Raw genomic sequence first — 14,928 nt, 5'->3', positions numbered from 1 at the left:
GCTGCAGCCCCAAAACCTGCAATCGAAATTCATCAGGTAGACCGTGTGCGCTGGATTCAGGGCCGCTTCGCAGCCCAACGGGGATGAATCCCCTCACCACAAAAGCATCACCGGCCACCAGGGAACACGAGGGAGGCATGAATCATGGCTGACTCGATCTCGCTGAAGAAACTCGTCACCCGCCTGTTGCTGGTGGTGGTGGCGATGTTCGTCTTCGGTTTCGCCCTGGTGCCGATCTACGACGTGATGTGCAAAGCCTTCGGCATCAACGGCAAGACCGGCGGCCAGTATGCAGGCGAGCAAGTGGTCGACACCTCGCGCCAGGTGCGCGTGCAATTTCTCTCGACCAACACCGCCGACATGCCGTGGGACTTTTACCCGAAACACGACGAGCTGACCGCCAATCCCGGCGCGGTGAACGAGATGGTGTTCATCGCGCGCAATCCCACCGACAAACCGATGAGTGCGCAAGCGGTGCCGAGCATCGCGCCGAGCAACGCGGCGGCGTTTTTCCACAAGACCGAATGCTTTTGTTTTACCCAGCAGGTGCTGCAGCCCGGTGAACAGATCGAAATGCCGGTGCGTTTCATCGTTGACCGCGACATGCCCAAGGAAGTGAAGCACCTGACGCTGTCCTACACGCTGTTCGATATCACCGCCCGACATCCGCCGGTGGCTGTTAACACTGGCGGTTGAGCGTGGCCGATAAGGAGAACAATAAATGGCAACTCATGAGCATTATTACGTTCCGGCCCAGAGCAAATGGCCGATCATCGCCACGCTCGGGATGTTCGTCACCGTGTACGGCCTCGCCACCTGGTTCAACGATCTCAAGGCCGCACGCCCGGACTCCCACGGCCCATTGATCTTTTTCGTCGGTGGCCTGCTGCTGGCGTACATGCTGTTCGGCTGGTTCGGTGCGGTGATCAAGGAAAGTCGCGCGGGGTTGTACAGCCCACAGCTGGACCGCTCGTTCCGCTGGGGCATGAGCTGGTTCATCTTTTCCGAAGTGATGTTCTTCGTCGCCTTCTTCGGCGCGCTGTTCTACGTCCGCCACGTGTCCGGGCCGGCGCTGGGCGGCGAAGGGCCGAAAGGCATCGCGCATATGCTCTGGCCGAATTTCGAATTTGTCTGGCCGCTGCTGCACACACCAGACCCGAAACTGTTCCCGCCACCCAAGGACGTCATCAGCCCGTGGGGCCTGCCGCTGATCAATACGATCCTGCTGGTCAGCTCCAGCGTGACCATCACCATCGCCCACCATGCGCTGAAGAAAGGCCATCGCGGTGCGCTGAAACTGTGGCTGGCGATTACCGTACTGCTGGGCATCGCGTTCCTCGGTTTCCAGGCCGAGGAATACATCCACGCCTATAAAGAGCTGGGGCTGACCCTCGGCTCGGGCATCTACGGCGCGACGTTCTTCATGCTTACCGGGTTCCACGGCGCCCACGTGACCATCGGCACGATCATCCTGTTCGTGATGTTGATGCGCATCATGAAGGGCCACTTCGACAACGAGCACCAGTTCGGTTTCGAAGCGGCGAGCTGGTACTGGCACTTCGTCGATGTGGTGTGGATCGGTTTGTTCTTCTTCGTTTACGTCCTCTGACTGCTGGCGCTACCAGGGCGCATGGGACACCAACTGGCCGCTGTAGAAACCCCAGGCCATCAGGCCGACGGTGACCACGGCCAGTGCCACCCGAACACTCAAGGCGATGACCAGCCGATTGGAGCTGCTGTCGTCCTTGACCAGGAAAAACAGGCCGCTGAACAGGCTGACGACCGTGGCAATCAGCATCAGGACGATCGCTGCTTTGAACATGGCAAGACTCCGGGGGACAGGCGATGCACTTGAGTATAGCGATCGCGATGACTGACTTTATGGCGCGCCCATGAAGCGCTTTCGCCCGGGCGTGATTCCCACTGTCGTGGTGGCGCTGTTGCTGCCGCTGATGGTTGCGCTGGGCTTCTGGCAACTGGGCCGGGGCGCGGAGAAAACCGCGCTGCTGGCCAGTTATGCCGAACGTCGCATGGCCGAACCGCTGGCCAGCGGTGAACTGCTTGGCAGCGTCGACCCGGCTTACCGCCGCGTGCGCCTGCACGGCCAGTTCGACCCCGCCCACACGCTGTTGCTCGACAACCGCCAGCGTGGCGGCAAGGTCGGCGTCGAATTGCTGCAACCGTTTCAGGACCAACGCAGCGGCCTCTGGCTGCTGGTCAATCGCGGCTGGCTGCCATGGCCCGATCGGCGCGTGCCGCCGCAATTCACGACACCGGCCGAGGCGCTGACGCTCGACGCCTGGGTCTATGTCGCCCCCGGCGCAACGTTCCAGTTGCACGCCGATCCGGTCAGCCATGTCTGGCCGCAAACCATTACCGCCGTCGAGCCGGGCAAATTGTGGCAAACCCTGGAGCGCGACGGCTTCGCCTACGAATTACGCGCCGAACCCGGCCCGGCCAGCTACCAGACCGATTGGCCGGTAGTCGCGATGGGCCCGGAAAAACACCTCGGCTACGCCGTGCAATGGTTCGCCATGGCCACGGCCCTGCTCGGTCTTTACCTCTATTTCGGCTGGCACCACGCAAAGGAGAAACGCCATGGGAAGCGTCATGAATCCACCCAGCATGTCTGAGGCCAAACCCGTTCCCAGCCGCCGGCGCGGGCGCATTCAATTGTTGCTGATCGTGCTTGGCGTGGTCGGGCCGATGCTGCTCGCCACCGGCATGTACAAATTGCAGTTCTGGGTGCCGGAAGGACGCAGCTACCACGGCGAGCTGATCGGCAACGGCCAGACCCGCGCCGACCTCGGCGTGCAGGCCGATGAGCAGCGCTGGCAGATTCTGGTCACGGCGCCAAAGGACTGCGCCGTCGATTGCCAGCAACTGGTTTATCTGGCGCGGCAGATCCAGATCAGCCTCGGCCGCGAAGCCGGGCGCGCCAGCCACGCCCTCGCCGCCGCGCAACCACTGAGCGCTGATTACGCCGCGAAACTCGACCGTGAATATCCGCAGTTGCAGCGCTATCCGCTGGATGCCGGGGTGTTCGTCAGGACCACCGGCGACAAAGCCGTGCCGCAGCTGTGGATCGTCGACCCGCACGGCAATCTGGTGCTGCGTTACGAGCCGAATGTGAAGGGCAAGGATCTGCTTAACGACCTGCGGCATCTGCTGAAACTGTCGAACATCGGATGAGGGCATCGTCATGGCCAAACCTGGATTTCGCCTCGCGCTGTTTGCCACCCTGCTGGCGCTGATTGTGGTGCTGCTCGGCGCCTATACGCGCCTGACCCACGCCGGCCTCGGCTGCCCGGACTGGCCAGGCTGCTACGGCTTTATCAGCGTGCCGAAAAGCGAGGCGCAACTGGCCCATGCCGAACTGCATTTCCCTGACGCGCCAGTGGAGGCACACAAGGGCTGGAACGAGATGATTCACCGCTACTTCGCCGGCACCCTCGGCTTGCTGATTTCAGTTTTGGCCGGGCGCGCCTGGGTCAACCGGCGCCATCCGGGCCAGCCGGTGAAACTGCCGCTGTTTCTGCTGGCGGTGGTCATCGCCCAAGCGGCGTTCGGTATGTGGACGGTGACGCTCAAGCTTTGGCCGCAAGTGGTCACCGGGCATTTGCTCGGCGGCTTTGCCACGTTGAGTCTGCTGTTCCTGCTGACGCTGAGGTTGTCCGGCGTGCTGCCGGCGCTGACCGTACCCAAGCGCCTGCAATACTGGGCGACGGCGGGGCTGCTGCTGGTGATCGGCCAGATCGCCTTGGGCGGCTGGGTCAGTTCCAACTACGCAGCGGTGGCCTGCATCGACTTCCCCACCTGCCATGGCCAATGGCTGCCGCCGGCGGACTTCGCCAATGGTTTTCACCTGACCCAGCACATCGGCCCGAATTATCTCGGCGGACAACTCGATAGCGATGCGCGCACGGCCATTCATCTGACCCACCGCATCGGCGCTTTGCTGGTGACGGTCGTGCTGCTCGGTCTGGCCTGGCAACTGAAGGTGGTGGGCATGACCCGACTGGCCGGGTTGCTGCTGATCGCCCTCGCCGCGCAGATCACCCTTGGCATCAGCAACGTGCTGTTTCATCTGCCGCTGCCGGTGGCCGTCGCGCACAACGCCGGCGGCGCGGCGCTGTTACTGACGCTGGTGCTGGTCAATTATCACGCGCGCACCAGCCTGTTGCGGGTGAGCCAACCAGGGCTGGTGCGCTGGCGCTTGAGTGCGCACAAACCTGTCGTCGCGCCCATCGCATTGAAAGGAGAAACGCCATGGCGAGTCTGATCGGCCAGCGTGCAGCGCAAGCGCTGTGGCGCGATTATCTGGAGCTGACCAAACCGAAAGTCGTGGTGCTGATGCTGATCACCTCGCTGGTCGGCATGTTCCTCGCCACCCGCGCCGGGGTGCCGTGGACAGTGCTGGTGTTTGGCAATCTGGGCATTGCCTTGTGCGCCGGCGGCGCGGCGGCGGTCAATCATGTGGTCGATCGGCGCATTGATGCGGTAATGGCGCGCACGCACAAACGGCCGCTGGCCGAAGGCCGGGTTTCACCTGCGGCGGCGCTGACCTTCGCCCTGGTGCTGGCATTGCTCGGCCAGGCGCTGCTGCTGACCTTCACCAATCAGCTGACCGCTTGGCTGACTCTCGCCTCGCTGCTCGGTTATGCGGTGGTCTACACCGGTTTTCTCAAGCGTGCGACGCCGCAGAACATCGTCATCGGCGGCCTCGCCGGTGCCGCGCCGCCGCTGCTGGGCTGGACCGCCGCCACCGGCCATGTCAGCGCCGAACCGCTGTTGCTGGTGCTGATCATCTTCGCCTGGACCCCGCCGCACTTCTGGGCGCTGGCGATTCATCGCAAAGAGGAATACGCCAAGGCCGACATTCCGATGCTGCCGGTGACCCATGGCGAGCACTACACCAAAGTGCACATTCTGCTCTACACCTTCGCGCTGCTGGCAGTGAGTCTGCTGCCGTACGTGATTCACATGAGCGGCGCGCTGTATCTGGTCTGTGCGCTGGTGTTGGGCGCAAGGTTTCTGCAATGGGCCGTGGTGCTGTACCGTGGCACTCGGCCGCACGCGGCGATCAACACCTTCAAGTACTCTATTTATTACTTGTTCCTGTTGTTCATCGCCCTGCTCGTAGACCACTACTTACTGTTGAACCTATGACCCGAACCCAGAAAACCGTCTTCATCCTCGTCGCCGTGATCGCGCTGATCCTCGGGCTTACCGTGAATAAAGTGCTGAACGGCAAAGGCCAGGGCGATCCGACTGCGCTGATCGACGCCGGCATTATCCTGCTGCCGCAGAGCCGCAACCTGCCGGACGTGACCATGACCGATCAGGACGGCAAACCAGTTGCCATCGACGAGTTGAAAGGCAAGTGGAGTCTGTTGTTCTTCGGTTATACCTTCTGCCCGGACATCTGCCCGACCACCCTGGCGCAACTGCGGCAGATCAAGAGTGAATTGCCGAAAGAGGCTGTGGACAAGTTGCAGATCGTGCTGGTCAGCGTTGACCCCAACCGCGATACGCCGAAGCAGTTGAAACAGTACCTGGGCTACTTCGATCCGCAGTTCATTGGCCTGACGCCTTCATCTATCGAGGAGCTGCAGAAGGTGGCGAACGCGGTGAGCATTCCGTTCATTCCCGCCGATACCAGCAAGCCGAATTACACGGTGGACCATAGCGGCAATCTGGCGGTGATCGGGCCGGATGGTACGCAGCGTGGGTTTATTCGGGCGCCGTTGAATAACACCAAACTGGTGGCGCAATTGCCGGTGATGCTCAACCGCAAATAAACGCAGAAAGCGAAAAGCCCCTCACCCTAACCCTCTCCCAGAGGGAGAGGGGACTGATTGGGGGATGCTGAAGCAATACGCCGGCTTGTAAGCGCTGTGCTGAATCCATAATCGACTGGATCTTTCAGGTCGATGCATAGCGCCAGACACCTCGGTCGGCCCCCTCTCCCTCGGGAGAGGGCTGGGGTGAGGGGCAGCTTCAAAGCAGGTCCAAAGCCAGACACCAGACACAAAAAAGGGGACGCCATTGGCGTCCCCTTTTTCATTGCAGCCATCCAAATCAGAACGCCGGCAACACCGCGCCTTTGTACTTCTCGGTAATGAACTGCTTCACTTCCGGGCTGTGCAGCGCAGCCGCCAGTTTCTTCATCGCGTCGCTGTCCTTGTTGTCCGCGCGGGACACGAGGATGTTCACGTACGGCGAGTCGTTGCCTTCGATCACCAGCGCATCCTTGGACGGATCAAGCTTGGCTTCCAGCGCGTAGTTGGTGTTGATCAGCGCCAGATCGACCTGAGTCAGCACGCGCGGGATGGTCGCGGCTTCCAGTTCACGGAATTTCAGGTCTTTCGGGTTTTGCTCGATGTCTTTGAGGGTCGACAGAATATTGGTCGGGTCCTTCAAAGTGATCACGCCAGCCTTGGCCAGCAGCAACAGCGCACGGCCGCCGTTGGTGGCGTCGTTCGGGATCACCACGTTGGCACCGCCGGGCAGGTCTTTCAGATCCTTGAGCTTGCTCGAATAAGCACCCAGCGGCTCCAGGTGCACGCCGGTCACGGCGACGAGGCTGGTGCCCTTGGCCTTGTTGAACTCATCGAGGTACGGCTGGTGCTGGAAGAAGTTGGCGTCCAGACGCTTTTCAGCGACCTGTACGTTCGGCTGAATGTAATCGGTGAAGACCTTGACCTTCAGATCCACGCCTTCCTTGGCCAGGGCCGGTTTGACGAATTCGAGGATTTCCGCATGCGGCACCGGGGTGGCGGCAACGGTCAGGGTCTCGGCGTGGGCCGAAAACGCCGCAACAGCGGCGAAAGCAGCGATCAGTTTTTTCATTCAGCTGACTCCTTGTGAGGGCGCCCGCCAGCGAATGGCCCGCGCCTCTTGATTAAAAAACCGCTTATTTGCGCGAGAAATGCACGACCAGACGGTCGCCAACCATTTGCAGCACTTGCACCAGAATCAACAGCAGCACCACGGTGACGATCATCACGTCAGTCTGGAAACGCTGGTAGCCGAAACGGATCGCCAGGTCGCCCAGACCACCGGCGCCGACCACACCGGCCATCGCCGTGTAGGACACCAGTGTAATCGCTGTCACCGTAATCGCTGCGAAGATGCCCGGACGGGCTTCCGGCAGCAAGGCGTTCATGATGATCTGCCGCGTGGTCGCGCCCATCGACTGGGTCGCTTCGATGATGCCGCGATCGACTTCGCGCAGCGCGGTTTCCACCAGACGCGCGAAGAACGGCGTAGCACCAACCACCAGCGGCGGGATCGCCCCGGCCACACCCAGCGAGGTGCCGGTGATCAGCACGGTGAACGGGATCATCACAATCAGCAGAATAATGAACGGCAGCGAACGCAAAATGTTCACCACCAGCGACAGCACGGCGTAGAGGCCACGGTTCTCCAGCAACTGACGCGGGCTGCAGAGAAACAGCAGCACGCCCAGCGGCAGGCCGAGCAGCACGGTGAACAGCAGCGAACCGCCGAGCATAAGCATGGTGTCGCCGGTGGCCAGCCAGATTTCGTACCAGTCGATATTGGCGAAGAAACTCATCAGATCAGCCATTAGCGCAACACCTCCATGTGAACGTCAGCGGCGGTGAAGCGGGCAAACGCCGCCTCCATGTCGCCACCGGTGACAGCGAGGGTCAGTTGCCCGTACGGAATGTCTTTGATGCGGTCGATGCGACCGGCGAGGATGCTGTAGTCGACGCCGGTTTCCCGGGCGACGGTGCCGAGCAACGGCGCGTAGGTCGCTTCGCCCTGGAAGGTCAGACGCACGATACGCCCCGGCACGTGGGCGAAATCGTCACGCTGTTCGCTCTCGTCGATCTGCTCGCTTTCCTGGACGAAACGCTTGGTGGTCGGGTGCTGCGGATGCAGAAACACATCGGCCACCGGACCCTGCTCGACGATCACGCCGGCGTCCATCACAGCGACCTGATCGCAGACGCGACGGATCACGTCCATTTCGTGGGTGATCAGGACAATGGTCAGTTTCAGCTCGCGATTGATTTCTGCCAGCAGTTGCAGGACCGATGCCGTGGTCTGCGGGTCGAGGGCGCTGGTGGCCTCGTCGCACAGCAGAATTTTCGGCTTGGTCGCCAGCGCACGGGCAATGCCGACGCGCTGCTTCTGACCGCCGGACAGTTGCGCCGGGTACTTTTTCGCGTGGTCGGACAGACCGACCCGCGCCAGCAACTCGGCCACGCGATGGTTGATTTCGCTGCTCGACAACTCACCGGCCAGGGTCAGCGGCAAGGCGACGTTGTCGGCGACAGTCTTGGAGGCGAGCAGGTTGAAGTGCTGGAAGATCATCCCGACCTGCTGGCGGAAACGGCGCAGGCCGTTGGCGTCCAGTGCGGTGACTTCTTCGCCGTCGACGATGATCTTGCCGCCACTGGAATCTTCCAGGCGATTGATCAGCCGCAGCAGGGTACTTTTGCCCGCACCGGAATGGCCAATCAGGCCGAACACCTGGCCGTTCTCGATGGCGAGACTGGTCGGGTGCAGCGCGGGAATATCCTTACCGGCGACGCGGTAAGTCTTGTGGACGTTTTGAAACTCGATCACGTAGCGAACCTTGTGGGGCGCGTTGGAAAAGGATCAGCGGTTAGCCGGGCGCGCATTTTAGCCTGTCCGTATAGAGGTTCTTAGCATTTATTTCGCAATTAACCTTCAATTTGGCAATAACGCGATCAAAGGTCAGATAAACGGAACGGCTGAAACGCTCATCAGTCACTAAGTAAGCGACTTGAAACCCTGGGTGCCGTGCCCGGGAATCACTCAAGGGTCTGCGGAAGGCATCCGGGGCCAAACGAGGAGTTTACGTCTGATGAGCATCAAAAAGCCTGCACCCGATAAAAGCGAGATGGCCGGAACCGACACCCCGGATCGCGCCAACACCAACGCCAAGCTCGACAGCCTGGAAGAATTCCGTTCGGACGCCACCGGTCAGGCACTGCGCACCAATCAGGGCGTGAAGATCGCCGACAACCAGAACACCCTCAAAGCCGGGCCGCGCGGGCCTTCGCTGCTGGAAGACTTCATCATGCGTGAAAAGATCACGCACTTTGACCATGAGCGCATTCCGGAGCGCATTGTCCATGCGCGCGGCACCGGCGCGCACGGTTTCTTTCAGACCTACGAGAACCATGCAGCGCTGACCAAGGCCGGTTTCCTACAGGATCCGGGCAAGAAAACCCCGGTGTTCGTGCGCTTTTCCACGGTACAGGGGCCACGGGGTTCCGGCGATACCGTGCGTGACGTGCGCGGCTTTGCGGTGAAATTTTTTACCGATGAAGGCAACTTCGACCTCGTCGGCAACAACATGCCGGTGTTCTTCATTCAGGACGCGATCAAGTTTCCGGACTTCGTCCACGCGGTGAAACCCGAGCCGCACAACGAAATCCCCACCGGCGGCTCGGCTCACGATACGTTCTGGGACTTCGTCTCGCTGGTGCCGGAATCGGCGCACATGGTCATCTGGGCGATGTCCGACCGGGCCATCCCGAAAAGCCTGCGCAGCATGCAGGGCTTCGGCGTGCACACCTTCCGCCTGATCAACGCCGAGGGCAAATCGCGCTTCGTCAAATTCCACTGGCGCCCTACCGCCGGCACCTGCTCGCTGGTGTGGGACGAGGCGCAGAAGCTCGCCGGTAAAGACACCGACTACCATCGTCGCGACCTGTGGGAAGCGATCGAGATGGGCGACTACCCGGAGTGGGAACTGGGCGTACAGATCGTCGAAGAAGAGAACGAACACGACTTCGACTTCGACATCCTCGACCCGACCAAAATCATCCCCGAAGAAATCGTTCCGATTACGCCGCTGGGCAAAATGACTCTGAACCGCAACCCGGACAACTTCTTTGCGGAAACCGAGCAGGTCGCTTTCTGCCCTGGCCACATCGTGCCAGGCATCGACTTCTCCAATGACCCGCTGCTGCAAGGTCGACTGTTCTCCTACACCGACACGCAGATCAGCCGACTCGGCGGGCCGAACTTCCATGAGCTGCCGATCAACCGTCCGGTGGCGCCGTTCCACAACGGCCAGCGTGACGCACAGCACCGCACCACCATCGATAAGGGTCGTGCCTCGTACGAGCCAAACTCGATCGACGGCGGCTGGCCGAAAGAAACCCCGCCGGCGGCACAGGACGGTGGTTTCGAGAGCTACCCGGAGCGCATCGACGCCGCGAAGATCCGTCAACGCAGCGAGTCGTTCAGCGATCACTTCTCCCAGGCCCGCTTGTTCTTCAACAGCATGAGCGACCACGAGAAAGAGCACATCATCGCTGCCTACAGCTTCGAGCTGGGCAAGGTCGAGCGTGAGTTCATCCGTGCCCGTGAAGTGAACGAGATCCTTGCCAATATCGACCTGACCCTGGCCAAACGCGTGGCGGAAAACCTCGGCTTGCCGGCGCCAGCCAAAGGCACGGTCGAAGTGCGCAAGACCTCGCTGGAGCAGTCGCCAGCGCTGAGCCAGGCCAACCTGCTACCAGGCAATATCAAAACGCGCAAAGTGGCAATCCTTGCTGCCAATGGTGTTGATGCTGCGGCCATCGATGCGATGAAAAAAGCGCTGGAAGCCGAGGGCGCCCACGCGAAACTGCTCGGCCCGACCTCGGCGCCAGTCAAGACCGCTGACGGCAAGGCATTGCCGGTGGATGCGTCGATGGAAGGCATGCCTTCAATTGCGTTCGATGCGGTGTTCGTACCGGGTGGCGCGGCGTCGATTACCGCGTTGAGCGGCGACGGCGTGGCGCTGCATTATCTGCTGGAGGCCTACAAGCACCTGAAGGCGATCGCGCTGCACGGCGAGGCCAAGCAGTTGCAGGACTTGCTGAAGCTCGACGCGGATGCGGGGCTGTTGCAGGGCGCGGATGTGGGGGCGTTGACCAAGCCGTTCTTCGCCGCGATTGGCGAGCATCGGGTCTGGGCGCGGGAGCCTAAGGCCAAGGCGATTCCAGCGTAAAAGCAAAAGATCGCAGCCTTCGGCAGCTCCTACAGGATGTACTCGATCCCATGTAGGAGCTGCCGGAGGCTGCGATCTTTTTATGGTTTACGCGGGCTTAAAACCATCTGCGCCGGTACCGTGCGCAAGATCTGCTTCTCGATCTGCAAATCAAAATCAGGATCGAGCTTCTTGACTCGCTTGCTCAGCAACGTCGCCAGCCACGGATAATCCGCGGTGCGCGGCGCCTGGATGCTGACGGCGCATTCGTAATTCACCACATCGGCGGCGATCGCATCGAGTTGTCGTTGCAGCTTGTGAATATCGCCGATGTTCAACGCAACGGTGGTGCTCTCGGCGGTCGGGTCGATGACCTTGGCTTTCGGCCTGGCTTCGGCAGCCAGCAGCGCGGCCTCAGCCTTTTCCAGCTCGGCCTTGCGCGCTTCGGTGATCGCGCCGTTGACGCCGCCGGTCAGCGCGGGCGCCTTGGGCATCAGAGCACGGGCGCGGCTGAGCGCGGTGGCGGCAGCGTTGACATCGCCTTTCTGCAGAACGATCTGGCTGCGGCGCAGGTACGCTTCGGCCAGCTGCCGCTGGTACTGCTCAAGGGACTGATCGTTGGGGGTCGCGGCCTGCAAGGCGGCCAACTGGTCTTCGGCGGTGGCCAGTTCGCTGCTGGCGAGGCTTTGCTCCAGCTGTGCGATGGCCGTAGCCCGCGCGTCCGGGACTTCAGCCACCGGCGGCGTGCTTTGGCAGGCGCCCAGCAGCACTGAAAATGCGACAAGGAGCAGATAACGGGAGGCGAACGGCTTCATTCCTGCGACTCTCTAATTGCGCAAAAAGCGGCCAAGTCTACACCCCACGACGGGGCAGAACAAAACTCAACAGAAACAGCGCGGCTGCCGTCACCACGATCGACGGCCCCGCCGGGGTGTCCTTGAACCACGACAACGCCAGCCCGCCGCACACCGCGAGCATGCCCAGCAGGCTCGCCCCCAAGGCCATCTGCTCCGGCGAACGGGCGTGACGCTGTGCCGCAGCCGCCGGAATGATCAGCAGCGAAGTGATCAGCAGCACCCCGACGATTTTCATCGCCACGGCGATCACCACCGCGATCAACAGCATCAGCGCCAAGCGCAAACCCGCAACCGGCAAGCCTTCGACCCGCGCCAGTTCTTCGTGCACGGTGACCGCCAGCAGCGGCCGCCACAGCGTCACCAGCAACACCAGCACCGCCGCGGTGCCGCCGAGAATCCACGCCAGGTCGCTCGGACTGATTGCCAGCAAGTCGCCAAACAGATAGGCCATCAGGTCGATCCGCACTTCATGCATGAAGCTTAGTACCACCAGGCCGAGAGAGAGCGTGCTCGGTGCAAGAATTCCCAACAGCGTGTCGGACGCCAGCGGCTGACGCTGTTGCAGCGTCACCAAGAGCACCGCCAGCAGCAGGCAACCGACCGTCACCGCCACCGTCGGGCTGACGTCCAGCAAAAAGCCCAGCGCCACGCCGAGCAGTGCGGCGTGGGACAGGGTATCGCCGAAATAGGCCATGCGCCGCCACACCACAAACGAGCCGAGCGGTCCGGCCACCAGCGCCAGGGCCAGACCTGCAAGCAGGGCATACAAAAGAAAATCAGCCATGCTTGCAGCCGTCTCCATGAACATGAGGTTGCCCGCCGAGCGGGCCTTTGACCACCGAACCGTGCAGGTCGTGGGCGTGGTCGTGATGGTGGTGATAGATCGCCAGACTCGGCGCGTTCCTGCCGAACAGCTCGACGAATGCCGGGTCGCCGCTGACCTGCTCGGGGTGCCCGGAGCAGCAGACGTGGCGGTTGAGGCAGACCACCTGATCGGTGGTGCTCATCACCAGATGCAAATCGTGCGACACCATCAGCACGCCGCAACCGTGGCGGTCGCGCAGCCGGGTGATCAGGCTGTACAGCTCGGCCTGCCCGGCCACGTCGACGCCCTGCACCGGCTCATCGAGCACCAGCAGCTCAGGCTCACGCAGCAGTGCCCGAGCCAGCAGCACGCGCTGCATTTCGCCGCCGGAAACGCTCTGCACCGGGCTGTCGATCACGTGTTCGGCGCCGACCTCCTTCAATGCGGCCAAGGCACGCGAACGATCGACGCCAGGCACCAGGCGCAGGAAGCGCAGCACTGACAGCGGCAGGGTCGGGTCGACATGCAGCTTCTGCGGCATGTAGCCGACGCGCAGTTTCGGTTTGCGCCAGACGCTGCCGCTGTTTGGCTTCAACAGCCCGAGCACGGCGCGTACCAGCGTGGTTTTGCCGGCGCCGTTGGGGCCGATCAGGGTGACGATCTGCCCCGGCTCGACGCTCAGCTCGATGTTGTCCAGCACGGTCTGCCCGGCAAACGTGACGGCGACCTGTTCCAGACGGATCAGCGCATTGCTCATCAGGCCCCCTGGCAACCGGCGCACAGGCCGACCACTTCGACGGTCTGCGCTTCGACGATGAAACCGACGTCTTTGGCGCTGCTGATGATCGCGTCGCTGATCACTTTTTGCTCAAGTTCGATTGCGGCGTGGCACTCGCGGCAGATCAGGAACTGGCCCTGATGCGCGTGTTCAGGATGCACGCAGCCAACGAAGGCGTTGAGCGACGAGATGCGATGGACCAGGCCGTTTTCCAGCAGGAAATCCAGTGCGCGGTACACCGTAGGCGGCGCGGCGCGGCGGCCGTCCTGCTCGCTGAGCACCGCAAGGATGTCGTAGGCACCCAGTGGCTTGTGACTCTGCCAGACCAGTTCCAGCACGCGGCGGCGCAGGGCAGTCAGACGCAAACCTTTCTTCGCGCACAAGGTATCGGCCTCGGACAGAGCGCTGTGCACGCAATGGGAGTGGTCGTGGGGACGGCTGGCAATCGGTGTAATAGGCATGAGCGGCGACGAGATTTGCTGGAGACGTTATTATGTTACCCGTTCTCGCTTCCTTGAGTGGTCATCGTGTCCCGACTTTTTTCTGTTTTTGTGGCTTTTGTTGCCAGTTTTCTGCTGATCGGTACGGCTCAGGCCGAAGTCAAAGTGCTCACCAGCATCAAACCGTTGCAGTTGATTGCCGCTGCCGTGCAGGACGGCGTGGCGATTCCCGAGGTGCTGCTGCCGCCGGGGGCCTCGCCGCACAATTACGCCCTGCGCCCATCCGACGTACGGAAGGTGCAATCGGTCGATCTGCTCTACTGGATCGGCCCGGACATGGAAGGTTTCCTGCCGCGCGTACTCGGCGGTCGCAGCCTGCCGAGCGTCGCGGTGCAGGATCTGCCAGGCCTGAAGCTGAGGCATTTCGGCGCGGACAACCATTCCCATGCCGAAGAAGCCGACGAGCATGATCACGATCATCGCCCCGGCTCGCTGGATGCACATTTGTGGCTGTCACCGGTCAATGCGCGGGTGATCGCCGACAAAATGGCCGCCGACCTCAGCGCCGCCGACCCGGCCAATGCCCAGCGCTATCAGAGCAATGCCAAAGCCTTCGATGAACGTCTGGATGCGCTGGATCAGCGCTTGAAGACGCGTTTGGCCAATGTCGAAGGCAAGCCGTACTTCGTCTTTCACGAGGCCTTTGATTATTTCGAAGACGCTTACGGCCTGAAGCACGCGGGCGTGTTCGCGGTGGCCGCCGAAGTACAGCCCGGCGCCCAGCACGTCGCGGCGATGCGCAAGCGTTTGCAGGAAGTAGGCAAGACCTGTGTGTTCAGCGAACCGCCGTTGCGTCCGCGCCTGGCGGAAACCCTGGTGGCTGGCCTGCCGGTGAAGCTGGCGGAACTGGATGCGTTGGGCGGGTACACCCCGGCGACGGCTCAGGGCTATGAGCAGGTGCTGGAAAAACTCGGCAATGATCTGGCCGGGTGCCTGGAGTCGCTGTAACAACACAAACCCTGTGGGAGCGAGCCTGCTCGCGAAAGCGGTGGGTCAGTCAGCAAAAT

17 protein-coding genes are annotated in these 14,928 nt (G+C 61.9%); 9 read left to right on the top strand and 8 right to left on the bottom strand.

What is annotated here, in order from left to right:
* Nucleotides 1-144 precede the first annotated feature (144 nt).
* Both F8N49_RS17265 and F8N49_RS17260 read left to right on the top strand, forming a co-directional pair.
* Complete coding sequence (locus F8N49_RS17265) at nucleotides 145-696, top strand: cytochrome c oxidase assembly protein (protein WP_016772328.1); 552 nt, start codon at nucleotides 145-147, stop codon at nucleotides 694-696.
* Nucleotides 697-721: 25 nt separating this feature from the next.
* On the top strand, nucleotides 722-1,609 hold the full coding sequence (locus tag F8N49_RS17260; protein ID WP_071173967.1) for a cytochrome c oxidase subunit 3: 888 nt from the start codon (nucleotides 722-724) through the stop codon (nucleotides 1,607-1,609).
* Nucleotides 1,610-1,618: 9 nt separating this feature from the next.
* Here the strand turns inward: F8N49_RS17260 and F8N49_RS17255 are convergent, their stop codons facing one another.
* Nucleotides 1,619-1,822 carry a twin transmembrane helix small protein gene (locus F8N49_RS17255; protein ID WP_016772330.1) on the bottom strand — a complete coding sequence of 68 codons (204 nt, stop codon included), beginning with the start codon at nucleotides 1,820-1,822 and terminating at the stop codon, nucleotides 1,619-1,621.
* 70 nt (nucleotides 1,823-1,892) lie between these two features.
* Between F8N49_RS17255 and F8N49_RS17250 the strand changes: the two genes are divergently transcribed.
* Genes F8N49_RS17250 through F8N49_RS17230 form a run of 5 tightly spaced genes read left to right on the top strand, consistent with a single transcriptional unit; the run spans nucleotide 1,893 to nucleotide 5,801 of the window.
* Nucleotides 1,893-2,633: an SURF1 family protein gene (locus F8N49_RS17250; RefSeq protein WP_122705386.1), complete on the top strand. Its 741-nt coding sequence runs from the start codon at nucleotides 1,893-1,895 to the stop codon at nucleotides 2,631-2,633.
* Nucleotides 2,599-3,192: a hypothetical protein gene (locus F8N49_RS17245; RefSeq protein ID WP_151551965.1), complete on the top strand. Its 594-nt coding sequence runs from the start codon at nucleotides 2,599-2,601 to the stop codon at nucleotides 3,190-3,192. The genes F8N49_RS17250 and F8N49_RS17245 overlap by 35 nt, the downstream gene beginning before the upstream one ends.
* Before the next feature lie 10 nt (nucleotides 3,193-3,202).
* Complete coding sequence (locus F8N49_RS17240) at nucleotides 3,203-4,282, top strand: heme A synthase (protein ID WP_122506345.1); 1,080 nt, start codon at nucleotides 3,203-3,205, stop codon at nucleotides 4,280-4,282.
* On the top strand, nucleotides 4,270-5,169 hold the full coding sequence (cyoE, locus tag F8N49_RS17235) for a heme o synthase (protein WP_122612891.1): 900 nt from the start codon (nucleotides 4,270-4,272) through the stop codon (nucleotides 5,167-5,169). The genes F8N49_RS17240 and cyoE overlap by 13 nt, the downstream gene beginning before the upstream one ends.
* Complete coding sequence (locus F8N49_RS17230; protein WP_122748192.1) at nucleotides 5,166-5,801, top strand: SCO family protein; 636 nt, start codon at nucleotides 5,166-5,168, stop codon at nucleotides 5,799-5,801. Before cyoE ends, F8N49_RS17230 begins: the two co-directional genes overlap by 4 nt.
* A gap of 280 nt (nucleotides 5,802-6,081) precedes the next feature.
* On the opposite strand, the gene F8N49_RS17225 is transcribed toward F8N49_RS17230, so the two are convergent.
* The 3 genes from F8N49_RS17225 to F8N49_RS17215 form a co-directional block, all read right to left on the bottom strand.
* On the bottom strand, nucleotides 6,082-6,852 hold the full coding sequence (locus F8N49_RS17225) for a MetQ/NlpA family ABC transporter substrate-binding protein (RefSeq protein ID WP_151551964.1): 771 nt from the start codon (nucleotides 6,850-6,852) through the stop codon (nucleotides 6,082-6,084).
* A 64-nt stretch (nucleotides 6,853-6,916) separates the two neighbouring features.
* Nucleotides 6,917-7,591 (bottom strand): methionine ABC transporter permease, encoded by a 675-nt coding sequence (locus F8N49_RS17220; protein ID WP_016772337.1) that lies wholly within the window; start codon nucleotides 7,589-7,591, stop codon nucleotides 6,917-6,919.
* Nucleotides 7,591-8,598 (bottom strand): methionine ABC transporter ATP-binding protein, encoded by a 1,008-nt coding sequence (locus F8N49_RS17215; RefSeq protein ID WP_073470783.1) that lies wholly within the window; start codon nucleotides 8,596-8,598, stop codon nucleotides 7,591-7,593. The genes F8N49_RS17220 and F8N49_RS17215 overlap by 1 nt, the downstream gene beginning before the upstream one ends.
* A gap of 262 nt (nucleotides 8,599-8,860) precedes the next feature.
* Between F8N49_RS17215 and katE the strand changes: the two genes are divergently transcribed.
* The gene (katE, locus tag F8N49_RS17210; RefSeq protein ID WP_024014993.1) at nucleotides 8,861-11,002 is read left to right on the top strand and encodes a catalase HPII; all 2,142 of its coding nucleotides are present in this window, start codon (nucleotides 8,861-8,863) and stop codon (nucleotides 11,000-11,002) included.
* 80 nt (nucleotides 11,003-11,082) lie between these two features.
* Here the strand turns inward: katE and F8N49_RS17205 are convergent, their stop codons facing one another.
* Genes F8N49_RS17205 through F8N49_RS17190 form a run of 4 tightly spaced genes read right to left on the bottom strand, consistent with a single transcriptional unit; the run spans nucleotide 11,083 to nucleotide 13,882 of the window.
* Nucleotides 11,083-11,796: a PA5502 family lipoprotein gene (locus tag F8N49_RS17205; RefSeq protein WP_016772339.1), complete on the bottom strand. Its 714-nt coding sequence runs from the start codon at nucleotides 11,794-11,796 to the stop codon at nucleotides 11,083-11,085.
* A gap of 37 nt (nucleotides 11,797-11,833) precedes the next feature.
* Complete coding sequence (gene znuB, locus F8N49_RS17200; protein ID WP_016772340.1) at nucleotides 11,834-12,622, bottom strand: zinc ABC transporter permease subunit ZnuB; 789 nt, start codon at nucleotides 12,620-12,622, stop codon at nucleotides 11,834-11,836.
* Entirely contained in the window at nucleotides 12,615-13,400 is a 786-nt protein-coding gene (gene znuC / locus F8N49_RS17195) for a zinc ABC transporter ATP-binding protein ZnuC (RefSeq protein WP_122751333.1), read from the bottom strand. The genes znuB and znuC overlap by 8 nt, the downstream gene beginning before the upstream one ends.
* A complete protein-coding gene (locus F8N49_RS17190; protein ID WP_151551963.1) occupies nucleotides 13,400-13,882 on the bottom strand; it encodes a Fur family transcriptional regulator in 483 nt (160 codons plus the stop codon). The genes znuC and F8N49_RS17190 overlap by 1 nt, the downstream gene beginning before the upstream one ends.
* 57 nt (nucleotides 13,883-13,939) lie before the next feature.
* Here F8N49_RS17190 and F8N49_RS17185 point away from each other — a divergent pair, with 57 nt between their 5' ends.
* The gene (locus F8N49_RS17185; protein WP_041476478.1) at nucleotides 13,940-14,869 is read left to right on the top strand and encodes a zinc ABC transporter substrate-binding protein ZnuA; all 930 of its coding nucleotides are present in this window, start codon (nucleotides 13,940-13,942) and stop codon (nucleotides 14,867-14,869) included.
* Nucleotides 14,870-14,928 lie beyond the last annotated feature (59 nt).

This window comes from Pseudomonas sp. GXM4, from assembly GCF_008923895.1.
Classification (GTDB): Bacteria; Pseudomonadota; Gammaproteobacteria; order Pseudomonadales; family Pseudomonadaceae; genus Aquipseudomonas; species Aquipseudomonas atacamensis.
Note: the sequence above shows the minus strand (reverse complement) of the source record. Positions and strands in the feature narration are given on the sequence as shown.

Coding starts and splice junctions, on each gene's coding strand:
- F8N49_RS17265 (WP_016772328.1), top strand. CDS start 145: ATGGCTGACTCGATCTCGCTGAAGAAACTCGTCACCCGCCTGTTGCTG.
- F8N49_RS17260 (WP_071173967.1), top strand. CDS start 722: ATGGCAACTCATGAGCATTATTACGTTCCGGCCCAGAGCAAATGGCCG.
- F8N49_RS17255 (WP_016772330.1), bottom strand. CDS start 1,822: ATGTTCAAAGCAGCGATCGTCCTGATGCTGATTGCCACGGTCGTCAGC.
- F8N49_RS17250 (WP_122705386.1), top strand. CDS start 1,893: ATGAAGCGCTTTCGCCCGGGCGTGATTCCCACTGTCGTGGTGGCGCTG.
- F8N49_RS17245 (WP_151551965.1), top strand. CDS start 2,599: ATGGGAAGCGTCATGAATCCACCCAGCATGTCTGAGGCCAAACCCGTT.
- F8N49_RS17240 (WP_122506345.1), top strand. CDS start 3,203: ATGGCCAAACCTGGATTTCGCCTCGCGCTGTTTGCCACCCTGCTGGCG.
- cyoE (WP_122612891.1), top strand. CDS start 4,270: ATGGCGAGTCTGATCGGCCAGCGTGCAGCGCAAGCGCTGTGGCGCGAT.
- F8N49_RS17230 (WP_122748192.1), top strand. CDS start 5,166: ATGACCCGAACCCAGAAAACCGTCTTCATCCTCGTCGCCGTGATCGCG.
- F8N49_RS17225 (WP_151551964.1), bottom strand. CDS start 6,852: ATGAAAAAACTGATCGCTGCTTTCGCCGCTGTTGCGGCGTTTTCGGCC.
- F8N49_RS17220 (WP_016772337.1), bottom strand. CDS start 7,591: ATGGCTGATCTGATGAGTTTCTTCGCCAATATCGACTGGTACGAAATC.
- katE (WP_024014993.1), top strand. CDS start 8,861: ATGAGCATCAAAAAGCCTGCACCCGATAAAAGCGAGATGGCCGGAACC.
- F8N49_RS17205 (WP_016772339.1), bottom strand. CDS start 11,796: ATGAAGCCGTTCGCCTCCCGTTATCTGCTCCTTGTCGCATTTTCAGTG.
- znuB (WP_016772340.1), bottom strand. CDS start 12,622: ATGGCTGATTTTCTTTTGTATGCCCTGCTTGCAGGTCTGGCCCTGGCG.
- znuC (WP_122751333.1), bottom strand. CDS start 13,400: ATGAGCAATGCGCTGATCCGTCTGGAACAGGTCGCCGTCACGTTTGCC.
- F8N49_RS17190 (WP_151551963.1), bottom strand. CDS start 13,882: ATGCCTATTACACCGATTGCCAGCCGTCCCCACGACCACTCCCATTGC.